The following is a 19,276-nucleotide window of genomic DNA, read 5'->3' as shown; positions in this document are numbered from 1 at the left end:
ATGTAGGTGAACTCGGTAAAAGAAATCCCCTCCCCCTCACGTTCGATACGCTGCTTTACCGATTCTTTATTAATCATGTTGTTGACAGAGAAATGCTTACCCACATCGCGCAGAAAGGTAAGTACATCGATTTTTCCAACCCAATCCAGATTATTCACAACCTCGGCCGAATTTTGGCCGCAAGAAAAATCGATAAATTGACTCACCTGACATTTAAGCTTATCAACCCAATTAGCAACCACATCAGCAGTATTGAGCTTACGCTCCTGCGCTTTGAAACTTGGATCACCAATCAACCCCGTGGCGCCGCCCACCAGGGCAATAGGCTTGTGGCCGGCGAGCTGGAAGCGCTTGAGCATCAGCAACGGCACCAAGCTACCAATATGTAAACTGTCCGCAGTCGGATCAAAGCCACAATAAAGGGTGCGACTGCCAGAATTGAGATGCTCGACTATGGCATCGCCGCCAGTCATCTGTGCAATAAGTCCGCGGGCTTGCAACTCTTGCAAGAAATTAGTGTCAATTGCTGTCATAACGCACCAACCAAGGTTAAAAAAAGTGTTTCGATTAGGAACAAAAAGGCGGCAAAGATACCTCAACTTTCCTCAATTACAAGACCAAAACAGACCCTTGTTACGGAGTGATGAACTTTTGGGGTGTTAATGGCATATTTTTCTGCTATAAATGCTCTTTCTTGGATCACATTCCTATAAAGAATTACGACTTTTACGATGCCACCAATGAAACACTATTACACCATTGCCCGATCGACCCTGCTTGAGCATGTGCCGCGCGGACACCTTGCGGCCGCAGCATTGCTCTCTGCTGGTCTAGTGATTTTGTTAGGTACGGATAGCAATACAACACAATCCTCAACGATAATACAAAGCAGCAATATCCCAGGACTGGAAATTCAAGGCACAGAAACCCAAGCCGCCCCCATAGCTATTCCTCCTGTAGAAACCATCATCCAGCAAATTGCCGCTCCGGCAGAAAAAGAACCTGTCGATGTGGTGCCACCAAAACCCCAATGGAAAGAGTTTACTGTTCAGAATGGCGACAACTTGTCGGTTTTGTTCAAGCGCGCTGGCCTCAATGATCGCGCCATCTACGAATTATTTAGCGATGCCAAGGATGCCAAGGATCTGCGCAATATTCGCCCGGGCCAAAAGATGGCATTCCTTGTCGAAGACGGCCACCTGAATGGCTTGAAATATGTTGTCGATGAACTCAATAGCTTGACCTTTGATCGCGGCACCAAAGGCTTTACCAGCAAAGAAATTGCACTTAAGCCCGACGTGAAGTATGCCTTCCGCCAAGCATCTATTGACAGCTCTCTTTATATGGCCGGCAAACGCGCAGGCATGCCAAGCAATTTGACCATGGAAATGGCAAATATTTTTGGCTGGGATATCGACTTTGCTCTGGACATACAAAAAGGCGATAGCTTTAAAGTGATGTATGAAGAGCAATTTCTAAATGGAAAAAAAATTGGCGTCGGCAAAGTAATAGCGGCGGAATTTACTAACGGCGGCAAAACATTTAAAGCAGTGCGCTACACCGACAAAACTGGTAATAGCGCCTACTACACGCCGGATGGTCGCGGCATGCACAAGGCATTCCTCCGCACCCCCATTGAGTTCGCTCGCATTAGCTCTCACTTTAATCTGGCACGCAAACACCCTGTTTTGCATATTATCCGTGCGCACAAAGGCACAGACTATGCTGCTGCACGCGGAACACCTATTCGCGCCACAGGTAATGGTAAAGTTTCCTTTGCGGGACGCAAAGGTGGCTATGGCAACACAGTTATCATCCAACATGGACAAGGTATACAAACACTCTATGGCCATATGAACGCATTTGCCAAAGGTATGCGGAATGGCGCCAGAGTGAGCCAAGGGGATGTGATTGGCTATGTTGGCTCTACCGGTTTAGCCTCAGGCCCGCACCTACACTATGAATTTCATGTGAATGGACAGGTACGCAATCCGGTTACAGTTCCGCTGCCAAAATCTATTGGCATAGAGAAGACCGAGCTTGCACGATTCAACGAAACCACACGCCCACTGATTGCCAAACTGGATCAATTCAAATCATCTAATCGTCTGGCAGTTGCAAACAACGGCACCAGCGGCAATTAGCTCTTTAAATGATGCCACCTGCAAGGTGGCATCATTGCACATCGGGAATAATCCAATGTCCCACTCCAATCTCTATATCGGTTTAATGTCTGGCACAAGTGCGGATGCAATAGATGCTGTGCTGGTGGAATTCGGAGCGCAGCCGCGTCTGATCGCTAAATATAGTGAGCCATTGAGCAATGCCATTCGCCAGCAAATCCATGCGCTTGCACTACCTGCCGCCAATGAGATTGATCGCATGGGCGCACTCGATATTGACTTGGCACGACTATTTGCAAACACAAGCCTAAAACTGCTCGATCAAGCTAATATCCTACCCGATCAGGTAATTGCTATAGGCAGCCACGGGCAGACTATCCGCCATCGCCCACCAGGCTCCCCTGAAGGTTGCTTCACCCTGCAAATTGGCGACCCCAACACTATTGCCGAATTAACCGGGATCACCACAGTTGCGGATTTCCGGCGGCGCGATATAGCCGCAGGTGGCCAAGGCGCCCCATTGGTACCGGCTTTTCATCGCGCCATTTTTCAAACACCTGAACAGCATAGAGTTATTGTGAATATTGGCGGCATGGCCAATCTCACCTGGCTCCCCAAGCTAGGGCTTACATTGGGCTTTGACACTGGCCCCGGCAACGCCCTGATGGACGAATGGACACTACTGCATACAGGCAAACGTTATGATGAATCGGGAGCTTGGGCGGCAACAGGCAAAATTAATCAGGAGTTACTGAACAGGCTTCTACAGCATAGTTTCTTCGCACTAGCCGCCCCCAAGAGTACCGGGCGCGAAGCATTTAATCGTCAATGGTTAGACCAAGCATTGGCCGGAATTAATATCCCAGCCAACGATGTGCAGGCAACACTGCTTGAACTAACAGCCATTACGATTAGCGATGCCATTACAGCACTCAGTACTGAATCCAAAGCAGTTTTTGTCTGCGGGGGCGGAACCTACAACTCGCATTTAATGAGGCGCCTGCAAGCTCTACTGACAAGAGATAAGCTAGAAACCACCGCCACCCTTGGTGTAAACCCACAATGGGTAGAAGCCATGGCGTTTGCATGGCTGGCCCAACAAACCATGAACCGGCAGCCAGGAAATTTAAAGGAAGTAACGGGGGCTAATAGAGAGGTAATTCTGGGTGGCGTGTATTACGCGTGAGCAATACACGCCAGATAAACCTAGACAGTAAACGATGAACCACAGCCACAAGTGCTGGAAGCATTGGGGTTTTGAATAACAAATTTGGAACCTTGCAATCCCTCTTCGTAATCTACTCGGGCACCGACCAGATAAGGGTAGCTCATAGCATCAACTACAACCTTTACCCCCTCCCGCTCAACTACAGAGTCATCCTCAGCAACTGCCTCATCGAACGTAAAACCGTACTGAAAACCTGAGCAACCGCCACCAGTCACATAAACACGCAGCTTGAGGTCCGGGTTATCTTCTTCCTCAATCAGGCTTTTGACCTTCGCCACCGCACTGTCGGTAACAGTGACAACTTGAGGGATATAAATTTCAGCGGTAGACATAAACACTCCGGATAACAACAAAGCCCGCAAGGGCGAGATTTATTATCCCTTTACCCTAGTAAAACAGTCAACTATTAAGCTTGATCGGCCGCTATTTCCAGAGCACTGGCGGTTTGCTGCTGGGTATTGATCATACTGCCATTCACTTGCGCACCTTTTACCATTTCTATCGAGTGATAATGTACCGTGCCGATAACATTCCCCTTGGCCGCGAGCTCCAGATGCTTGGTGGAGTAGATATTGCCCTGCACCTTACCGTTTACTATGACTACCGGAGCGCGAACTTCGCCTTCAACAACACCGGTATCCGCGATCACCAATTTGGCATCCTTTTCATTCTCGGCAATGATATTGCCAGTCACCTTGCCCTCCAGTTGCAGCTCACCAGTAAAGTACAAATCGCCGACTACTTTGGTTGCGCGCGAAATCAAGGTGTGGTTATTGGAAAATGCCATCAGGGGCTCCTCAGTAAAGGTCTATTTATGTTTCGGCCATTCCAGCTGCGCCTCTACCGTTACGGGATTCCGGCGCGCATTGGACTTTACCGCCAATTCAAGGCGATCTGGAGTAAAGCCATCTGGCATAAGGATTTCCGTATCAATATTTTGAAAGAATTTGAAATTCAGGGGGATGGTGGCGGCCATCGATTCGCCTTGGTTTATCGCTAGTTCGTGCAATGAAAATCTGCGCTCTTTGCCCTCTTGCTGACCGACTACTGTTGCCTTGAGATCGCCCACAAAATCATCATCCCCCTCGGCCAGTTTCTGTATCACCAACTTGAACTGGTGTTTGCTGTCAGTAGTTGGCGAGACTGAAAACACACCAAAACTAATTCCCTTGGGATTGCTGTTCTTTTTGGAGGTCATAATGCGGTATACGTCGATATCCCGCTGCAATGCAGCTTTTTCCTCGCGCAACTCCATTACCCGTTGACGCAGCTCCTCACCAGCTTTGCGATCCACCTCGGCACTGAGCTGATAGGTTGCCAGCTCACGCCGCAACTCAGCCGATTCTGTGGTCATAACGTCCAATTGACCGCGCAGCGCTTTGGCTTCGGCGGGTGAAAGTCGCTCAATACTGGCCTTATATTCCGCATAGCGATAAGCGGCAACAACCGCAGCCAAGACCAAGGCAATAGATAGCAGGGCAATAAGCGCCGATTTCAACGGGCGATGAGGCACCAGCTTGAGACGGTAAACGGGAGAACCTTTAACTTTGGCCATAGCAGATTTCATCTGTCATCGTTTTTATTATTCGCGGGATGACAGCTCATCCCGCGCGCTAAACCGTCATTAGGGCATTAAAGCCACAACATCCAGACCGGCAGTCTCTTCAAAACCGAACATAATGTTCATGTTTTGGATCGCCTGACCAGAAGCGCCTTTGGTGAGGTTATCAATCACCGATAACACCACCACTGTATCGCGCTGTTGCGGGCGCACAATGGCGATACGGCAAACATTGGAGCCTTTCACACTGCGGGTTTGCGGCAATACACCTGCGGGTAACACATCCACAAAAGGTTCATTGGCATAACGATCTTCATACAGCTTTTGCAGATCTGGCACTTTGCTGGCATCAAGCAGAGTTGCATAAAGCGTCGCGTGAATTCCGCGAATAATCGGCAACAAATGCGGTACAAAAGTCAGCGCTACTGGCGCAACACCGGCGGGCTGTACATCGCGTAAGCCCTGCTCGATTTCTGGCAAGTGACGATGCCCCGCCACACCATAGGCTTTGAAGCTATCGCTGATTTCCATTAATAGATTGTCGATTTTGGCCTGCCGACCGGCACCACTCGCGCCACTGGCGGCGTTGGCGATCAAACGGGTTGGATCGACCAGATTGTTTTCAATCAGCGGCAGATAACCCAATTGGGTGGCGGTGGGATAACAACCGGGGCAAGCGACCAGTTTGGCCGTGCGAATCGCCTCGCGGTTCACTTCGGGCAGGCCATACACAGCTTGTGCGACCAAATCGGGGGCACCATGGGGCTGGTTGTACCATTTTTCCCACAGCGGCACATCGCGGATACGGAAGTCAGCGGACAAATCGATAATGCGCGCCTTGGTATTCATCAAACCGCTCATCATGTTCTGTGCGACACCGTGAGGCGTGGCAAAAAAGATCACATCGCATTCGCCCAATAGCGCCACGTCTGGCTCGGTAAACGCCAGATCGACATGGCCACGCAGATTGGGGTACATATCAGCAACCTTGGTGCCCGCTTCGGCGCGTGAGGTGATTATAGTCACCTCAACCTGCGGATGTTTGGACAGCAGGCGCAACAACTCAACCCCTGTATAACCGGTTCCACCAACAATCGCCGCTTTAATCACCTCAACCCCCTGAAATTTGCTCAATATCATCGCTGTGTTTCTAACTATGGAGAATCATAAGGGCCATATGACTCTGGTATTCTGAGCGCGCCCTGTGCCATGGTTAGTAATAAAGAGGGCTATCATAAGAGCCTTATTCATAAATCGAAAGTAAAAGCTGCCGCCGCATCCGGAAAACGCTGGTGGCGTCGCAGTTAACGCTTTAGCAGGAACACACTGTGCCCGCCAACCTTCCACCGAACGCCACCAATACTCCCACTGACAGCAACCGCGCCAACAGCGGCCGCCTTGGTTTTAGTCGATATGCCGAATCCCTGCGCGATCAACTGGCGGGGGCGGAATCCCTGCCGCAATTGACGCTACTGGGGTTGCTCACCGGAATTATCGCCGGCGCAGTGATTGTGTTGTTTCGCTGGGCGGTGGAATTGCCACTGGGATATTTCCTGCCGGGTAGCTTTGAAAACTTTGAAGCCATCAGTTCCCTCATGCACTTTGCGTTACCGGTCGCCGGAGCAATCCTGCTGGGGTTGATATTGCAACTGGTCGATAAGCGCCATCACGCCACCAGCATTGGGCATGTCATGGATCGCCTGCAGAACCATCAAGGGCGATTGCCTCTGGGCAACGTAATCACCCAGTTTTTCGGCGGCGCCGCCTGCTTGCTAACCGGGCAATCGGTGGGTCGCGAGGGCCCAGCCGTGCATCTGGGTGCAGGTAGCGGCAGTTTGCTCGGCCAATGGTTAAAGTTGCCTGCCAACAGCTTGAGACCACTGGCTGGCTGCGGAGTCGCCGCTGCCATCGCTGCCTGTTTTAACACGCCGATGGCGGGAGTAATTTTTGCGATGGAAGTGGTGATTATGCAGTACACCATCGCCGGTTTTATCCCTGTCACCCTCGCGGCCGTTGCTGGCGCCACCATGACGCGACTGGCCTTTGGCCCCGAAATCGCGTTTATCAATGCACAATCCGTCATGGGGGATTTACGGGAGCTGCCGCTGATGGGTTTGGTCGGGCTGGTAGTCGCCGTCTTTGCGGCGGCCTATATTCGCCTGCACGGTGCCAGTTGTCGCTGGGCGTTAAACCGGCCTATCGCCCTGCGCTTCGCCTTGGCGGGATTGTTTACCGGTATCTGCGCCCTGTGGATTCCCCAAATTATGGGCGTAGGCTACGACACTATTAGCAGCGCCCTCGCAGGCGAAATAGGCTTTGCGCTGCTTCTGGCGATTGCAGTCGTTAAGCTGCTCGCCACATCCATTAGCCTTGGCGTGGGCATGCCCGGCGGTGTAGTAGGACCATTGCTGTTTATCGGCGCCTGTATCGGCGGCGCAGTGGGTAGTGCCGCGCAAATACTGATGCCCGGCTCCGCCAGCGCCATCGGTTTTTATGTGATTTTGGGTATGGGCGCAATGATGGGCGCCACACTCAATGCCCCACTCGCCGCGATGATGGCAATACTCGAACTCACCTATAACCCAAACATTATTTTCCCCAGCATGCTGGTAGTGATTGCCGCTTGCCTGACCACCCGCTGGGTATTTCGCTGCGATGGCTTGTTCCAACACGTACTGCGTATTCAGGGAAAATTCCGCAGTACCGAAGCAATGGAACAACTCCTCGGCAGTACCGGTGTACGCGGTTTAATGGATCGCCATTTGGTGATAAGCGATAACCTCATCAACGTCTCGACCGCGCAGCAACTGCTCAGTCATCATCCACACTGGATTTTACTGCGCGAAAATAATCAGCTGCTGCAACCGGCGGACCTGCATAGCTATTTACAAACACTGCAAAACGATCCGCAAAATTTAGGCAGCGATTTGCAAACCAGTGCTAGCGAAGATCAAATCAACCTGCAGGAAATTCCCGCGCGTCGCTACGACCTTGAACGAATCCCTGCGGATGCAAATCTATTTGAAGCCTTGGAATTGATGAATCGCCAACAGCTGGATGCACTTTGGGTTGAATCACTTAGCGATTCACACCAGCCACTGGGTATAATCAGCCGCCGCAACATCGATAACTACTATCGAATCTAGCGTTTGTTGAATTGAACCCTTGCCGAATTTATCGTTGAGATGCACTTATGCTGTGGATAAAAGCACTACACATTATTGCTGTCATCACCTGGATGGCGGCGCTGTTTTATTTGCCGCGGCTGTTTGTGTATCACACCATGAGCGAAGATGAAATCAGCCGCGAGCGTTTCAAAATTATGGAGCGCAAACTGCTACGCGGTATCGCCAACCCCTCAATGGTCGCGGTATTTATTTTTGGGATTTGGATGAGCTGGCTCGGTTGGAGCTATTACTCAACCCAAGGCTGGTACTGGTGCAAATTAGTTTTGGTGGCCATTCTCACCGGTTATCACCACGCCTGCGTCGCCTACTGGAAGCAGCTGCGCGATGATCGCTGCACCAAAAGCCACGTATTTTTTCGCTGGTTTAATGAGTTCCCGGTATTGCTATTAATTGGCATCGTCATTTTGGTGGTGGTGAAACCTTTCTAATATGAACAATAAACTCTACGCGATTACCGACTCACAATTGCTCCCGGGGGATCAACTCTTCACCGCCGTAGCCGCCGCATTAAAAGGTGGCTGCAAGCTGGTGCAATATCGAGACAAAACCTCGGACAAAGTACGCCGATCATTTGAAGCCAGAAATTTGCTTGCGCTATGCAATCAATATCAGGCGCAATTATTAATTAATGATGATGTAGAGCTTGCAAAAGAAGTTGGCGCACATGGCGTACACTTGGGGCAAGGTGATACTAACCCAGTGGCGGCACGTATTATTCTCGGCAATCGCGCAATCATCGGTGTCACCTGCCACGATTCACTGACACTCGCCCAACAAGCAATAAAAGACAGCGCCAACTACATCGCCTTTGGTCGATTCTTTCCATCGAGCACCAAACCCAACGCGCGCCCTGCGCCAATTTCATTGATTGGCGAAGCCCGCCAACAATTTAGCGCTATACCGATTGTGGTAATTGGCGGCATCACATTAGAGAATGGCAAACAATTACTGGATGCCGGCGCTGATATGCTCGCCGTTTGTCATAGTTTATTTGCGGCGGATGACATTACCGCCCAAGCCAAAAAATTTACTGAATTGAAAAATTAATTTAAGGATTCACCATGAGCCGCTCCGAAGAACTATTTTTACAAGCCCAAAAAACAATTCCCGGTGGCGTGAATTCGCCAGTACGTGCATTTAAAGCCGTGGGCGGCACACCGGTATTTTTTGAACGCGCACTGGGCGCCTATGTGTGGGACGCAGACGGCAAAAAATATATCGATTACGTCCAAAGCTGGGGGCCGATGGTTCTGGGCCACGCACACCCGGACGTGATCAACACCGTGATCGAAACCGCCAAGTTTGGCTTGAGTTTTGGTGCGCCTACTGAACGCGAAACCACGCTCGCTGAAAAACTCTGCACTTTAATTCCCAATATGGAAATGGTGCGCTTCGTAAGCTCCGGTACCGAAGCCACCATGAGTGCCATCAGGCTCGCGCGCGCTTTTACCAAACGCGACAAAATTATAAAATTCGAAGGCTGTTATCACGGCCACTCTGATTCTTTATTAATTAAAGCCGGTTCCGGCGCACTGACCCTGGGTGTGCCCAGCTCACCGGGTGTGCCAGCCGTATTGGCTGATCACACACTCACTCTCGATTACAACAATGCCGAACAAGTGCGCGAATGTTTTGCCAAGCTCGGTGACCAAATCGCCTGCATTATTGTTGAGCCGGTAGTAGGCAATATGAATTGTGTGCCACCGGTGCCAGGCTTTTTGGAATGCCTGCGTGAAGTGTGTGATGAGTACGGCAGCGTCTTGATTTTTGATGAGGTGATGACCGGTTTCCGTGTTGCGCACAAAGGCGCACAAGGCCACTACGGTGTAAACGCCGATGTCATCACTCTGGGCAAAGTCATTGGGGGCGGTATGCCCGTGGGCGCTTTTGGCGGCCGTCGCGACATTATGCAAATGATTGCGCCCTCAGGCCCGGTTTACCAAGCTGGCACCTTGTCTGGCAACCCCGTAGCCATGGCCGCTGGTTTAAAAACTCTGGAGTTATTGGAACAGGAAGGCTTTTACAACAACCTTTGTGCACGCACTACGCAATTAGTAGAAGGCTTACAAAAGCTGGCAGATGAAGCGGGCATCCCCTTCACCACCAATCATGTAGGTAGTATGTTTGGTTTCTTTTTTACCAGCGAGAAAAAAGTCACCAACTTCAAACAAGTCATGGCCTGCGATATTCCACGCTTTAATAAATTTTTCCACGGCATGCTGGAGCGCGGCGTTTACTTGGCACCAGCATCCTACGAAGCAGGTTTTATGTCAGGTGCGCACACCGAAGCGGACATTAACGACACCTTGCAAATTGCTGCCGAAGTATTTGCCAGCCTGAAATAATTATCGGAAGACCACAAAAACAAAAAAAGCCGACGCAGTTTTGCTGCGTCGGCTTTTTTATTGCGACCAAATTTTAATTGCTAACCTGTATAGGCAGGCCCGAAACCAAAACTCCAAATCAACACAGTAATCGCCATTAAGGCTACAAACATTACCAACCCGATAGTGAGGATGGAACTGGCGTAAACGAAGCCTTCATCCTCAGGGATTTTCATAAAAATGGGAATGCCGGTATAGAGCAGATAAACGGTATAAAACACCGCGCCTATACCGACCAACATGGTCAAAATCACATTGGGATAAAGTGCACAAAGCCCTGCAACAAACAAAGGCGTGGCCGTGTACGCAGCGAATACAATCGAGCGTGCAAGCCCGGGAGCCGAATCATAAGTGCGCGACATCCAATCGATAAACGCGCCCATAACGCCCACACCTGCCAACAGCGCCAAGTACATTAAAACACTCATAGTTAATGCGCTGGATTCAGTGAGCATCACTGGCGCACCATCGCCAATTACCCACCCCACCTTCGTGGTGCCTACATACATTGAGATGGGCGGGATAAGCGCAAGAAATAAAACATGCGCAAAGTACAAGTGGGACACTGTCTCTTGGGTATCGCGAATTTCTTCCCACTCTTTATGTGGATGGGTAAAAAGCCCTGCAACATGAGAAATCATATTTTCCTCCAACAACTCTGCGACTGGTTATTCACTATTAGATTGTTCGACTAAATTGTTCGACGCGTTTCTGGTAGGGCGAAAAATAAATGCATTCGTCTTACAGATTCAGTATATAGCGTGATTGAAATGGCCTCCTCCACCCCGCTAGATCAAATACTGTTAAAAATTCAGCAGTAGATAACTGCTTCATCTAGCCCTACAAGTTCTCTCTCTAAGCAATTTATTGCTAAGTACTTTGCTGCCTATACCGAAACGACAAACAACAGAATTTAGTGTGTCATCATCAGGTTGAGGTCGGCCTCAAGTTGTTCGACATCGAACGGCGGCATAAAACTGCCACTGTAAGCGCCCTCAGGGTTGACGATAAAAATGCGTGTAGAATGATTTACTTGATACACATCGCCACTGCCATCAGGCATATCTATTCCCGCAGGCACACTTAATAATTTACTGTCAATAATCACCGAGCGATCATACGCAGCACCAAAAAATTGTGCAGTTCGGGCAAGCTCACTGTTGCTTCCCTGGAGTGCCACAATGTCCGGGTGAAAAAAACCGACGTAGTCGCGCAGCTTAGTGAGAGTATCACGCTCGGGGTCAACACTGATAAAAACCACTTGTAATCCGGTATTTCCCTGCATCACTCGCAACAATTTTCCCAGCTTTTGTAATTCCAGCGGGCAAATATCGGGGCAAGAGGTAAAGCCAAAAAAGACCAGCGACCAGCGACCTCGCCAAAGACTTGAACGGATTGCTTCACCATAATGATTGGTCAAATTGAATTCCGGCAGCATTTTCGGTGCTGGCAATAACTGTGCGTTGTTATAAACCGGTTCGGGCGACAGCTGGCGAGCCCCCACAAAAATGCCAAGCGTTAGGCTCACCACAATAACCATTGCATAGAGCCAATAATGATGAAGTTTGCGGGTGGCATTCACACTAATCATCTGCAGCCTTTTTCACCGGAATACTGACGCTGTGTTGTGTTCCATCAGCAAAATCAAAATGAATATTTACCTTGTCGTTTAGGGTCAACGGAGCGTTTGCACCCAACAACATTAAATGTAAACCACCGGGCGCCAACTGAAGCTCCGATTGCGCAGGAATTATCAGCCTGTCGTGATGATCCATATACACTTTGTCGCCCTCGCGCCGCGTTTGGTGCATCATCACTTGCGTGCAGCAATCTGCACTGACTGCCACAATTATTTTTTCCTCCGGCGAATCATTGCGAAGATTCATATAAGCCGCATTCACGGAGGCGCCCGGCGGTGCCAATTTAACCCATGGGTTTTGCACAGTAAGTTCAGCCTGGGCAATCGCTACGCCAGGACACAACAGTGGGCTGAAAAATAAGATCACCATAATTGCGATTGGTTTAAATATTGTATTAACCGGCAAAAAAGGCAATAACATAATGATCCACCAACAGTGCTAAAAACAGCAGCATTAAATGCACAATAGAAAAACGGAATGTTGCCATAGCACTATTTGCATCAGGCTTGAATTTCAACCGCCAGGCATGGCGAATAAAAACAATATTTAAATAAAGGCTTGCGCACAAATACACGACTCCAGCCATGCCAATTAAATAAGGGAGCCAGCACACTGCCATAAGCAACAAGGTGTAAAGCAAAATAAGCGTTTTGGTAAATTCAATGCCGTGCGTAACAGGCAACATGGGAATATTGGCTTTGGCATAATCATTGACGCGGTGAATTGCCAGCGCCCAAAAATGTGGTGGTGTCCAAGCGAATACAATCATCATTAACAATAGCGCTTCGCTGCTGACGCTGCCGGTGACAGCCGTCCAACCCAACACCGGCGGTAGTGCACCCGCCACACCGCCAATTACAATATTTTGCGGTGTGGCGCGCTTTAATAGCATGGTATACACCACCGCATAACCAAATAAGCCAAGCAGCGTTAAATAGGCAGTGAGTGCATTTACGGCCAGCATCAACAATAAGAATCCGGCAACGGCTAACAAACAGGCAAAAATCACAGCTTGATTGCTTGTCAGCCGACCTTTAGGCAAAGGCCGCATGTGAGTGCGTGCCATTTGTGCATCAATTTTTTGATCAAGCACATGATTAAATGCCGCCGCCGCGCCGGACACCAATGCAATACCCACGCTGGCCGTGGCAATAAGCAAGAAGTCTGGTACTCCCGGGCTTGCCAACATCATGCCGACCACCGCCGTCAGCACCAAGAGTGCAACGACTTTGGGTTTGGTTAACTGATAATAAGCACGACCATAGCTACTTATTTCTGCGCGCCAATTCACACCGGGCGATACACTTTTTGTTATGGCCATGTTATTTCTCCCCCTTAGTTTGAATGATCCCTATCTAAATTTTATTTGGTGTTTGTGAAAATTTATTTTCATTCACAACAGAACGAACAACACTATGCCTTGGCGACGAAATTTCTGTTTGTGCTGGCATTACTGACGCAGGGAAAATAACATCCCTACGCAAAGCAATTTGTCGTAAAAAAACTACCAGCATCATTAACAGATTAGCTGCAACCACATTATGTGCAACTGCATTCCACAGCGGCACCAAGGCAATAATATTGATTAAGCCCAAGGTCAATTGCAGTAATAACAATAAACTCATTGCGATTACCATCTTGCGCATTACGTGGGATTGGGCACGGCGCCAACAGGCGTATAAAAAAGCACCGAACACCAGGAGCGTAACAATCGCACCCACGCGATGCGACACATGAATACTCATGCGCGCTTCGTAAGGTAAAACTCCATATTCATAAGTTTCATGCCCTAACGGCAAATGAAAAACTTGTGCCAGAGAAAAGCGCTCCTGCCAACCCGCTTCACAAAAAGGCAGTTGGTTGCAAACTGCAGCCGCGTAATTGGTAGAAGTCCATCCGCCCAATGCAATTTGCGCGATTAATACCAACAACACCACAAAACCAAAACCGGCCAAGCGCGACAAAGCCGGTTCAGCGAAGTTATTATTCTTAGGGGTTGAGTTTTGTGCTCGATCCCATGCTATTTCTGCGCGCAATAATGCCAACAAACACAGCAGTGTGAACCCGCCCAACAAATGCGCTAATACAATTAGCGGTAACAGATTGAGCGTTACTGTCCACATTCCCAAGGCTGCTTGAAAAATTACTAGCAACAAAAGAGCCGATGCCAAACGGCGATAGCGTTTAATGTAATGACTGGTAATAAAAATGGCCAACACTGCCAGGCCCAATAAACCAGCAATATAACGGTGCAGCATTTCATTGCGCGCCTTGTAAGGATCAACTTCCAAGTGCGGAAATTTTTCTTGCGCATCGGCAATGTGATGATCCAGCACTGGCGCATGATATTTCCCATAACAGCCCGGCCAATCCGGACAACCAAGTCCGGCATCGGTTAAGCGTGTATAAGCACCTAGCGCGATGACAACCAACGTTAATACCAGCGTAAAACTGACTAAAGTAGAAAAATATTTCATGTTCCGCTCCGGTCATAATTCATTAAACGCAATAGATCGGTGCGGATATCTTTGGCAATATTCTGCATTTGCTCAGGATCGGCATTCACCGGATAGCGCAAAAGAGCAAGTCCGTCACGATTCACGATCACGATTTGATTTTGCAAAGATTCGGCAAGAGTATTTTTTTTCAACCACGAAAGGGATGAAAATTTCTGGAGTGAATTCGGACTTTCTGCCGCAATCACCAGCGGTTGAATATTCAATTGTTTACGTCCAAGGCCAGTATAAAGCTGCTGCATAGTGAATAACGCTTGCTCGCAATCTTTTGCGCAGGACTCTGGTGCCACATAAACCAAACGCCACGCGGGAGTATTCACCTCGGCGTTGGGTAACAATTCAATCTCACGCTCCAGCCAATAACCTTTATTCACCGAGTCGTGACTAAACCATCCAAATGCCAGGCTGACTTTGGCCGCAAGTAATGGCACCAAGGCGCAAAGTAGAAATAAACTAAAAAATTTACGACTGGTCATGAATCAACTCCTTTTTTGCACTTGCACTCAGCGCAATCACAATGACTGCTACTGCCAACAGCGCCCACTGCAATGCATAAGCTCTATGGCGTTCGGGTGGTAATATCACGGGTTGATAATGCACGCGGTAGGGCGATTGTTGTTGCTGAAAAATCACACCCAAGGTAGTTAATGACGGGAGATAGGGCGCAAGGCTTAATGCATCCAATTGCTGAATGCGCATTGGCCAGTGCCCCTTATCTTCAATATTAGTTCCTAACAATAACCCTTGAGGGGCGGTACGAAAAACTCCATCAACCATTAATTGCGCTGGAATCGCAACATCCGGTAACTGCTCGCGCCCACCAACCGCAGCAACCCATCCAAGATTAATCAACACCGGAGGAACTAAGTTGGTAGATGCGGAGTTTGATAAGTCAGCAGGAATTTCTTCAACCGCAATCACCACATCGTAACCGATGCGGCCATCGACTAATTGATTGTCCAACAACCAGATAATGGGGGAGACCCAACGGGCAGCGAATTTGACGTGCACACCGTCCAGATCCTGATCGCCAAGTGCTAATAGCTGCTGTGAAGTCAGTGCTCCGGCCGCTTGCCATTGCGCAATGCGCGCCAGAGTTTGTTTTTTTTCCGTGGCGCGCGACAATTGCCAAAACGACAATGACATAAGAAAGGCAGTGGCGAGCAAACAGATGAATACCCAATGCCACCGCATAACCCAATAGCGATTGAACGCTATAATTGTCATACCTCCACTCCTGCAAGGGATTTATTATGTTTATAAAAATAGTCTTAATCTGTTTACTGGCATTGGTTGTGTTTAGCTTGTTTCAGGCACTAGTTGTGATGATTAAAAATGACGACAAAGCTCCGCAAATGTCCAAGTTTTTAGGTCGTCGCTTATTTTTTTCTGCCGCCGTTGTTTTACTACTCATCATCCTCTTACTGACTGGTGTTATTACACCTAATCCACGCCCTTACTAACCGATATCCAAACCTAACCACAAGCTTGTAAACGAACCAGCAAGGTTGTGGTTAGTTACAGTACATACACAAAAATAAATAAGTTAAGCCATACCACGTCCACAAAGTGCCAGTACCAGGCAGCGGCCTGAAAACCGAAGTGCCGCTCTGGAGTAAAATGTCCTTTAATCAAAATTCGTAAAAAAATAACTAATAAAAACACCGTTCCCAAGGTCACATGCAGCCCATGAAAACCTGTCAGCAGGAAGAAGGTATTGCCATAAACACCAGAATCTAGCCGTAAGCCCAAGTCGCTATAGGCATGCATATACTCATAACCCTGCAAATATAAAAATACTGCGCCCAGCACTATGGTTAACATCATAAAAAAACCCAACTGGGCATGTTTATTTTTCTCTATGCCTATATGCGCAAATTGCAGTGTGATTGAAGACGCCAACAAAATAAGTGTGTTGTACAGTGGAATCCCCTCCCACGGCATAGGCTGGGTTTCTATACCGCCTGGGGTTTTTGTCAGCGGCCACATTGCCTCAAAATTCGGCCAGAGAATTTCGCCCGTCATCACATTATTACTTGCCCCATCCAACCAAGGCACCGCAATCATTCGGGCGTAAAAAAGCGCACCAAAAAACGCCGCAAAAAACATCACTTCCGAAAAAATAAACCAGCTCATGCCTTGGCGAAATGAGCGATCCATTTGCGAACTATAAAGCCCTTCCATAGATTCGCTGATTACATTTTTAAACCAGCCAAATAACATATAACACAAGAGTGCAAAACCAATGGCTAACACATAGCCTCCGGCGCCGTGCTGGTCTTTGGCCAGGTCATTCACCAATAGCGCGGCACCAATACCAATAAAAAATAACGACACAGCCCCCACTATCGGCCAAATACTTTGCTCGGGAACATAGTAACGCTGATGATCTACACGCATAGTGATTCCTCCAATCGCACAAGCAAACTACCGCCCGACTACCTGTGGTGTATTTTTGTATAAACGATACGAGAGAGTGATGGTGGTAAAATGCGCAGGTAGTTTTGGATCTATATAAAACTGAACCGGCATAGCTCTGCGCTCATGAGCATCCAATGGTTGCTCGGTAAAACAAAAGCATTCAATTTTTATAAAGTATTTGGCGGCCTCACCGGGCGAGACTGATGGCACGGCGCGCCCTACCATTGCTTCATCGGTTGGATTTTCCACAATAAAATTCACTACTTTTATCTGCCCGGGGTGAAGGCTTATATCCGCCATTTCCGGCGAGAAACCCCAGGGAATAGAACTATCGCGATTAGCCAAAAATTCCACTTTAATCGCACGCGACTCATCAACCTTGGCTCTGGTAGTTGCAGGTTGATTGCTGGTTTTGCCATTAATACCGGTAATTTCGCAAAACACGTCGTAGAGCGGAACCAAGGCATAACCGAAGGCAAACATCGCAATACAAATAAGTATTAATTTGCGCATTAATGTTCTGTGCGAAACCATGCGCCCTCCGGACTCTGTGTGAAAACCAATTAGGCCAAACAATCAACCATTCACAACCTGTTATTTCACATGAGGTGGTGTTTGAAACGTGTGATAAGGCGCTGGCGACGGAATTTCCCATTCCAACCCCTGAGCACCTTCCCATACTTGGCTACTTGCCTTTTTACCTTTTCCGCGCATGCAGCGAACCACCATCCACACAAAAATAAGCTGTGACAAACCAAACAATAATCCACCAATGCTGATAAACGCATTCATATCTGCAAACTGCAACGCATAATCAGGAATGCGCCGGGGCATTCCCGCCAAGCCGACAAAATGCATAGGGAAGAACAACATGTTGACGGAAACAATTGAACACCAAAAATGAAACTGGCCAATTTTTTCGCTGTACATTACTCCCGTCCACTTGGGTATCCAGTAATAAACACCGGAGATAATGCCAAACACAGCGCCCGTCACCAGCACATAATGAAAATGTGCCACCACAAAATAGGTATCGTGGTATTGAAAATCGGCGGGCACTATCGCGAGCATCAAGCCGGATAAACCGCCAATGGTGAATAACACAATAAATGCCAAGGCAAACATCATCGGCACTTCAAACGTCATCGAGCCGCGCCACATAGTGGCTACCCAATTAAATACTTTCACGCCGGTTGGAACTGCAATCAGCATGGTCGCGTACATAAAAAATAATTCAGCCGCTACCGGCATGCCAGTCGTAAACATATGATGCGCCCATACAATAAACGACAAGAACGCAATACTTGCGGTGGCAATCACCATGGATTCATAACCAAACAAGGGTTTACGCGCGAAGGTTGGAATAATGCTGGAGACAATCCCGAAGGCGGGCAGAATCATGATGTAAACTTCCGGGTGCCCAAAGAACCAAAAAATATGCTGAAACATAACCGGGTCACCGCCGCCCGCCGCATCAAAAAAACTGGTGCCAAAATATTTATCGGTAAGCACCATGGTGACCACACCCGCCAGTACCGGCATCACAGCAATTAATAAAAATGCGGTGATTAACCAAGTCCATACAAACAGCGGCAATTTCATCCACTTCATGCCTGGTGCGCGCATATTAAAAATGGTGACTATCACATTCATCGCTCCCATGATGGAAGATATCCCCATCAGGTGAACTGAAAACACAAAAAATGCGGTGCTATCGCTACTGTAAGTAGTGGAGAGTGGTGCGTAAAAAGTCCAGCCCGCTGCCGGTGCGCCCCCCTCCATAAAAAAGGTAGAAAGTAAAATCGTAAAGGCAAAAGGTAAGATCCAGAAACTCCAGTTATTCATACGCGGCAACGCCATATCGGGCGCGCCAATCATGAGCGGAATCATCCAATTCGCCAAACCAACAAATGCAGGCATAACTGCACCAAACACCATCACCAAACCATGTACTGTGGTGAGCTGGTTAAAAAAATGTGGATCAACAAATTGCAAACCCGGTTGAAATAATTCGGCGCGAATCATCATTGCCAAAATGCCGCCGGTAAACAGCATTAGCAGCGAGAACAACAAATAAAGCGTGCCTATATCTTTATGGTTAGTCGTAAACAACCAGCGGGTGATGCCGTGTGGCTTGTGGTCATGCGCATGATGATCATCGCTCTGGTGATGATCTAATTCACTACCCAATGCGCTGCTATTTTCGGTGCTCATT

General features: G+C 48.5%; 22 protein-coding genes (1 of these 22 cut by a window edge). 7 read left to right on the top strand and 15 right to left on the bottom strand.

Going from position 1 to position 19,276, the window contains the following annotated elements; all coding sequences use genetic code 11:
• Nucleotides 1-533: the 5' end (the start) of a tyrosine--tRNA ligase gene (gene tyrS, locus NNX04_RS18140; protein ID WP_261946710.1), read on the bottom strand. The gene continues 775 nt to the left of window position 1, outside the view; the window shows 533 of its 1,308 coding nt (coding positions 1-533); the start codon lies at nt 531-533; its stop codon lies off the left edge, out of view.
• A gap of 207 nt (nt 534-740) precedes the next feature.
• On the opposite strand from tyrS, the gene NNX04_RS18135 reads away from it, so the two are divergent.
• Both NNX04_RS18135 and NNX04_RS18130 read left to right on the top strand, forming a co-directional pair.
• The gene (locus tag NNX04_RS18135) at nt 741-2,144 is read left to right on the top strand and encodes an OapA family protein (RefSeq protein WP_007644855.1); all 1,404 of its coding nucleotides are present in this window, start codon (nt 741-743) and stop codon (nt 2,142-2,144) included.
• Between the two features lie 55 nt (nt 2,145-2,199).
• Nucleotides 2,200-3,309, top strand: coding sequence for an anhydro-N-acetylmuramic acid kinase (locus NNX04_RS18130; protein ID WP_261946709.1), 1,110 nt, complete (start codon nt 2,200-2,202; stop codon nt 3,307-3,309).
• A gap of 20 nt (nt 3,310-3,329) precedes the next feature.
• Here NNX04_RS18130 and erpA read toward each other — a convergent pair whose 3' ends face one another.
• From erpA to argC, 4 genes are all read right to left on the bottom strand, one after another.
• Nucleotides 3,330-3,683: an iron-sulfur cluster insertion protein ErpA gene (gene erpA / locus NNX04_RS18125; protein ID WP_040393300.1), complete on the bottom strand. Its 354-nt coding sequence runs from the start codon at nt 3,681-3,683 to the stop codon at nt 3,330-3,332.
• 74 nt (nt 3,684-3,757) lie between these two features.
• Nucleotides 3,758-4,138 (bottom strand): bactofilin family protein, encoded by a 381-nt coding sequence (locus NNX04_RS18120; RefSeq protein WP_007644858.1) that lies wholly within the window; start codon nt 4,136-4,138, stop codon nt 3,758-3,760.
• A gap of 21 nt (nt 4,139-4,159) precedes the next feature.
• Nucleotides 4,160-4,906: a DUF6776 family protein gene (locus tag NNX04_RS18115; protein ID WP_261946708.1), complete on the bottom strand. Its 747-nt coding sequence runs from the start codon at nt 4,904-4,906 to the stop codon at nt 4,160-4,162.
• A 69-nt stretch (nt 4,907-4,975) separates the two neighbouring features.
• Entirely contained in the window at nt 4,976-6,022 is a 1,047-nt protein-coding gene (argC, locus tag NNX04_RS18110) for an N-acetyl-gamma-glutamyl-phosphate reductase (RefSeq protein WP_040393347.1), read from the bottom strand.
• Nucleotides 6,023-6,240: 218 nt separating this feature from the next.
• Here argC and NNX04_RS18105 point away from each other — a divergent pair, with 218 nt between their 5' ends.
• Genes NNX04_RS18105 through hemL form a run of 4 tightly spaced genes read left to right on the top strand, consistent with a single transcriptional unit; the run spans nt 6,241 to nt 10,445 of the window.
• Complete coding sequence (locus NNX04_RS18105; protein WP_261946707.1) at nt 6,241-8,058, top strand: chloride channel protein; 1,818 nt, start codon at nt 6,241-6,243, stop codon at nt 8,056-8,058.
• Nucleotides 8,059-8,105: 47 nt separating this feature from the next.
• On the top strand, nt 8,106-8,528 hold the full coding sequence (locus NNX04_RS18100; RefSeq protein ID WP_007644872.1) for a CopD family protein: 423 nt from the start codon (nt 8,106-8,108) through the stop codon (nt 8,526-8,528).
• 1 nt (nt 8,529) lies between these two features.
• Nucleotides 8,530-9,147 carry a thiamine phosphate synthase gene (thiE, locus tag NNX04_RS18095; RefSeq protein ID WP_261946706.1) on the top strand — a complete coding sequence of 206 codons (618 nt, stop codon included), beginning with the start codon at nt 8,530-8,532 and terminating at the stop codon, nt 9,145-9,147.
• A 14-nt stretch (nt 9,148-9,161) separates the two neighbouring features.
• The gene (gene hemL / locus NNX04_RS18090; protein WP_261946705.1) at nt 9,162-10,445 is read left to right on the top strand and encodes a glutamate-1-semialdehyde 2,1-aminomutase; all 1,284 of its coding nucleotides are present in this window, start codon (nt 9,162-9,164) and stop codon (nt 10,443-10,445) included.
• An 80-nt stretch (nt 10,446-10,525) separates the two neighbouring features.
• Here hemL and NNX04_RS18085 read toward each other — a convergent pair whose 3' ends face one another.
• From NNX04_RS18085 to NNX04_RS18055, 7 genes are all read right to left on the bottom strand, one after another.
• Entirely contained in the window at nt 10,526-11,125 is a 600-nt protein-coding gene (locus NNX04_RS18085; RefSeq protein WP_261946704.1) for a Yip1 family protein, read from the bottom strand.
• Between the two features lie 272 nt (nt 11,126-11,397).
• Nucleotides 11,398-12,075, bottom strand: coding sequence for an SCO family protein (locus NNX04_RS18080; RefSeq protein ID WP_261946703.1), 678 nt, complete (start codon nt 12,073-12,075; stop codon nt 11,398-11,400).
• The gene (locus NNX04_RS18075) at nt 12,068-12,493 is read right to left on the bottom strand and encodes a copper chaperone PCu(A)C (protein WP_191966543.1); all 426 of its coding nucleotides are present in this window, start codon (nt 12,491-12,493) and stop codon (nt 12,068-12,070) included. The genes NNX04_RS18080 and NNX04_RS18075 overlap by 8 nt, the downstream gene beginning before the upstream one ends.
• A gap of 25 nt (nt 12,494-12,518) precedes the next feature.
• Nucleotides 12,519-13,445 carry a heme o synthase gene (gene cyoE, locus NNX04_RS18070; RefSeq protein WP_261946702.1) on the bottom strand — a complete coding sequence of 309 codons (927 nt, stop codon included), beginning with the start codon at nt 13,443-13,445 and terminating at the stop codon, nt 12,519-12,521.
• A gap of 34 nt (nt 13,446-13,479) precedes the next feature.
• Entirely contained in the window at nt 13,480-14,601 is a 1,122-nt protein-coding gene (locus tag NNX04_RS18065) for a COX15/CtaA family protein (RefSeq protein WP_261946701.1), read from the bottom strand.
• Nucleotides 14,598-15,116, bottom strand: coding sequence for a hypothetical protein (locus NNX04_RS18060; protein ID WP_261946700.1), 519 nt, complete (start codon nt 15,114-15,116; stop codon nt 14,598-14,600). The genes NNX04_RS18065 and NNX04_RS18060 overlap by 4 nt, the downstream gene beginning before the upstream one ends.
• Entirely contained in the window at nt 15,103-15,867 is a 765-nt protein-coding gene (locus NNX04_RS18055; protein ID WP_261946699.1) for an SURF1 family protein, read from the bottom strand. Before NNX04_RS18055 ends, NNX04_RS18060 begins: the two co-directional genes overlap by 14 nt.
• Nucleotides 15,868-15,935: 68 nt before the next feature.
• Here NNX04_RS18055 and NNX04_RS18050 point away from each other — a divergent pair, with 68 nt between their 5' ends.
• Nucleotides 15,936-16,103 carry a DUF2909 domain-containing protein gene (locus NNX04_RS18050; RefSeq protein ID WP_410004065.1) on the top strand — a complete coding sequence of 56 codons (168 nt, stop codon included), beginning with the start codon at nt 15,936-15,938 and terminating at the stop codon, nt 16,101-16,103.
• 55 nt (nt 16,104-16,158) lie between these two features.
• Here the strand turns inward: NNX04_RS18050 and NNX04_RS18045 are convergent, their stop codons facing one another.
• The 3 genes from NNX04_RS18045 to ctaD are packed head-to-tail and all read right to left on the bottom strand — an operon-like array spanning nt 16,159 to nt 19,275.
• Complete coding sequence (locus NNX04_RS18045) at nt 16,159-17,040, bottom strand: cytochrome c oxidase subunit 3 (RefSeq protein WP_007644904.1); 882 nt, start codon at nt 17,038-17,040, stop codon at nt 16,159-16,161.
• Nucleotides 17,041-17,067: 27 nt separating this feature from the next.
• Nucleotides 17,068-17,595: a cytochrome c oxidase assembly protein gene (locus NNX04_RS18040; protein ID WP_040393305.1), complete on the bottom strand. Its 528-nt coding sequence runs from the start codon at nt 17,593-17,595 to the stop codon at nt 17,068-17,070.
• A gap of 60 nt (nt 17,596-17,655) precedes the next feature.
• Nucleotides 17,656-19,275 carry a cytochrome c oxidase subunit I gene (gene ctaD, locus NNX04_RS18035; RefSeq protein ID WP_261946697.1) on the bottom strand — a complete coding sequence of 540 codons (1,620 nt, stop codon included), beginning with the start codon at nt 19,273-19,275 and terminating at the stop codon, nt 17,656-17,658.
• Nucleotide 19,276: the final 1 nt, after the last annotated feature.

This window comes from Cellvibrio sp. QJXJ (genome assembly GCF_024452345.1).
In the GTDB taxonomy this organism is placed as follows: Bacteria; Pseudomonadota; Gammaproteobacteria; order Pseudomonadales; family Cellvibrionaceae; genus Cellvibrio.
Note: the sequence above shows the minus strand (reverse complement) of the source record. Positions and strands in the feature narration are given on the sequence as shown.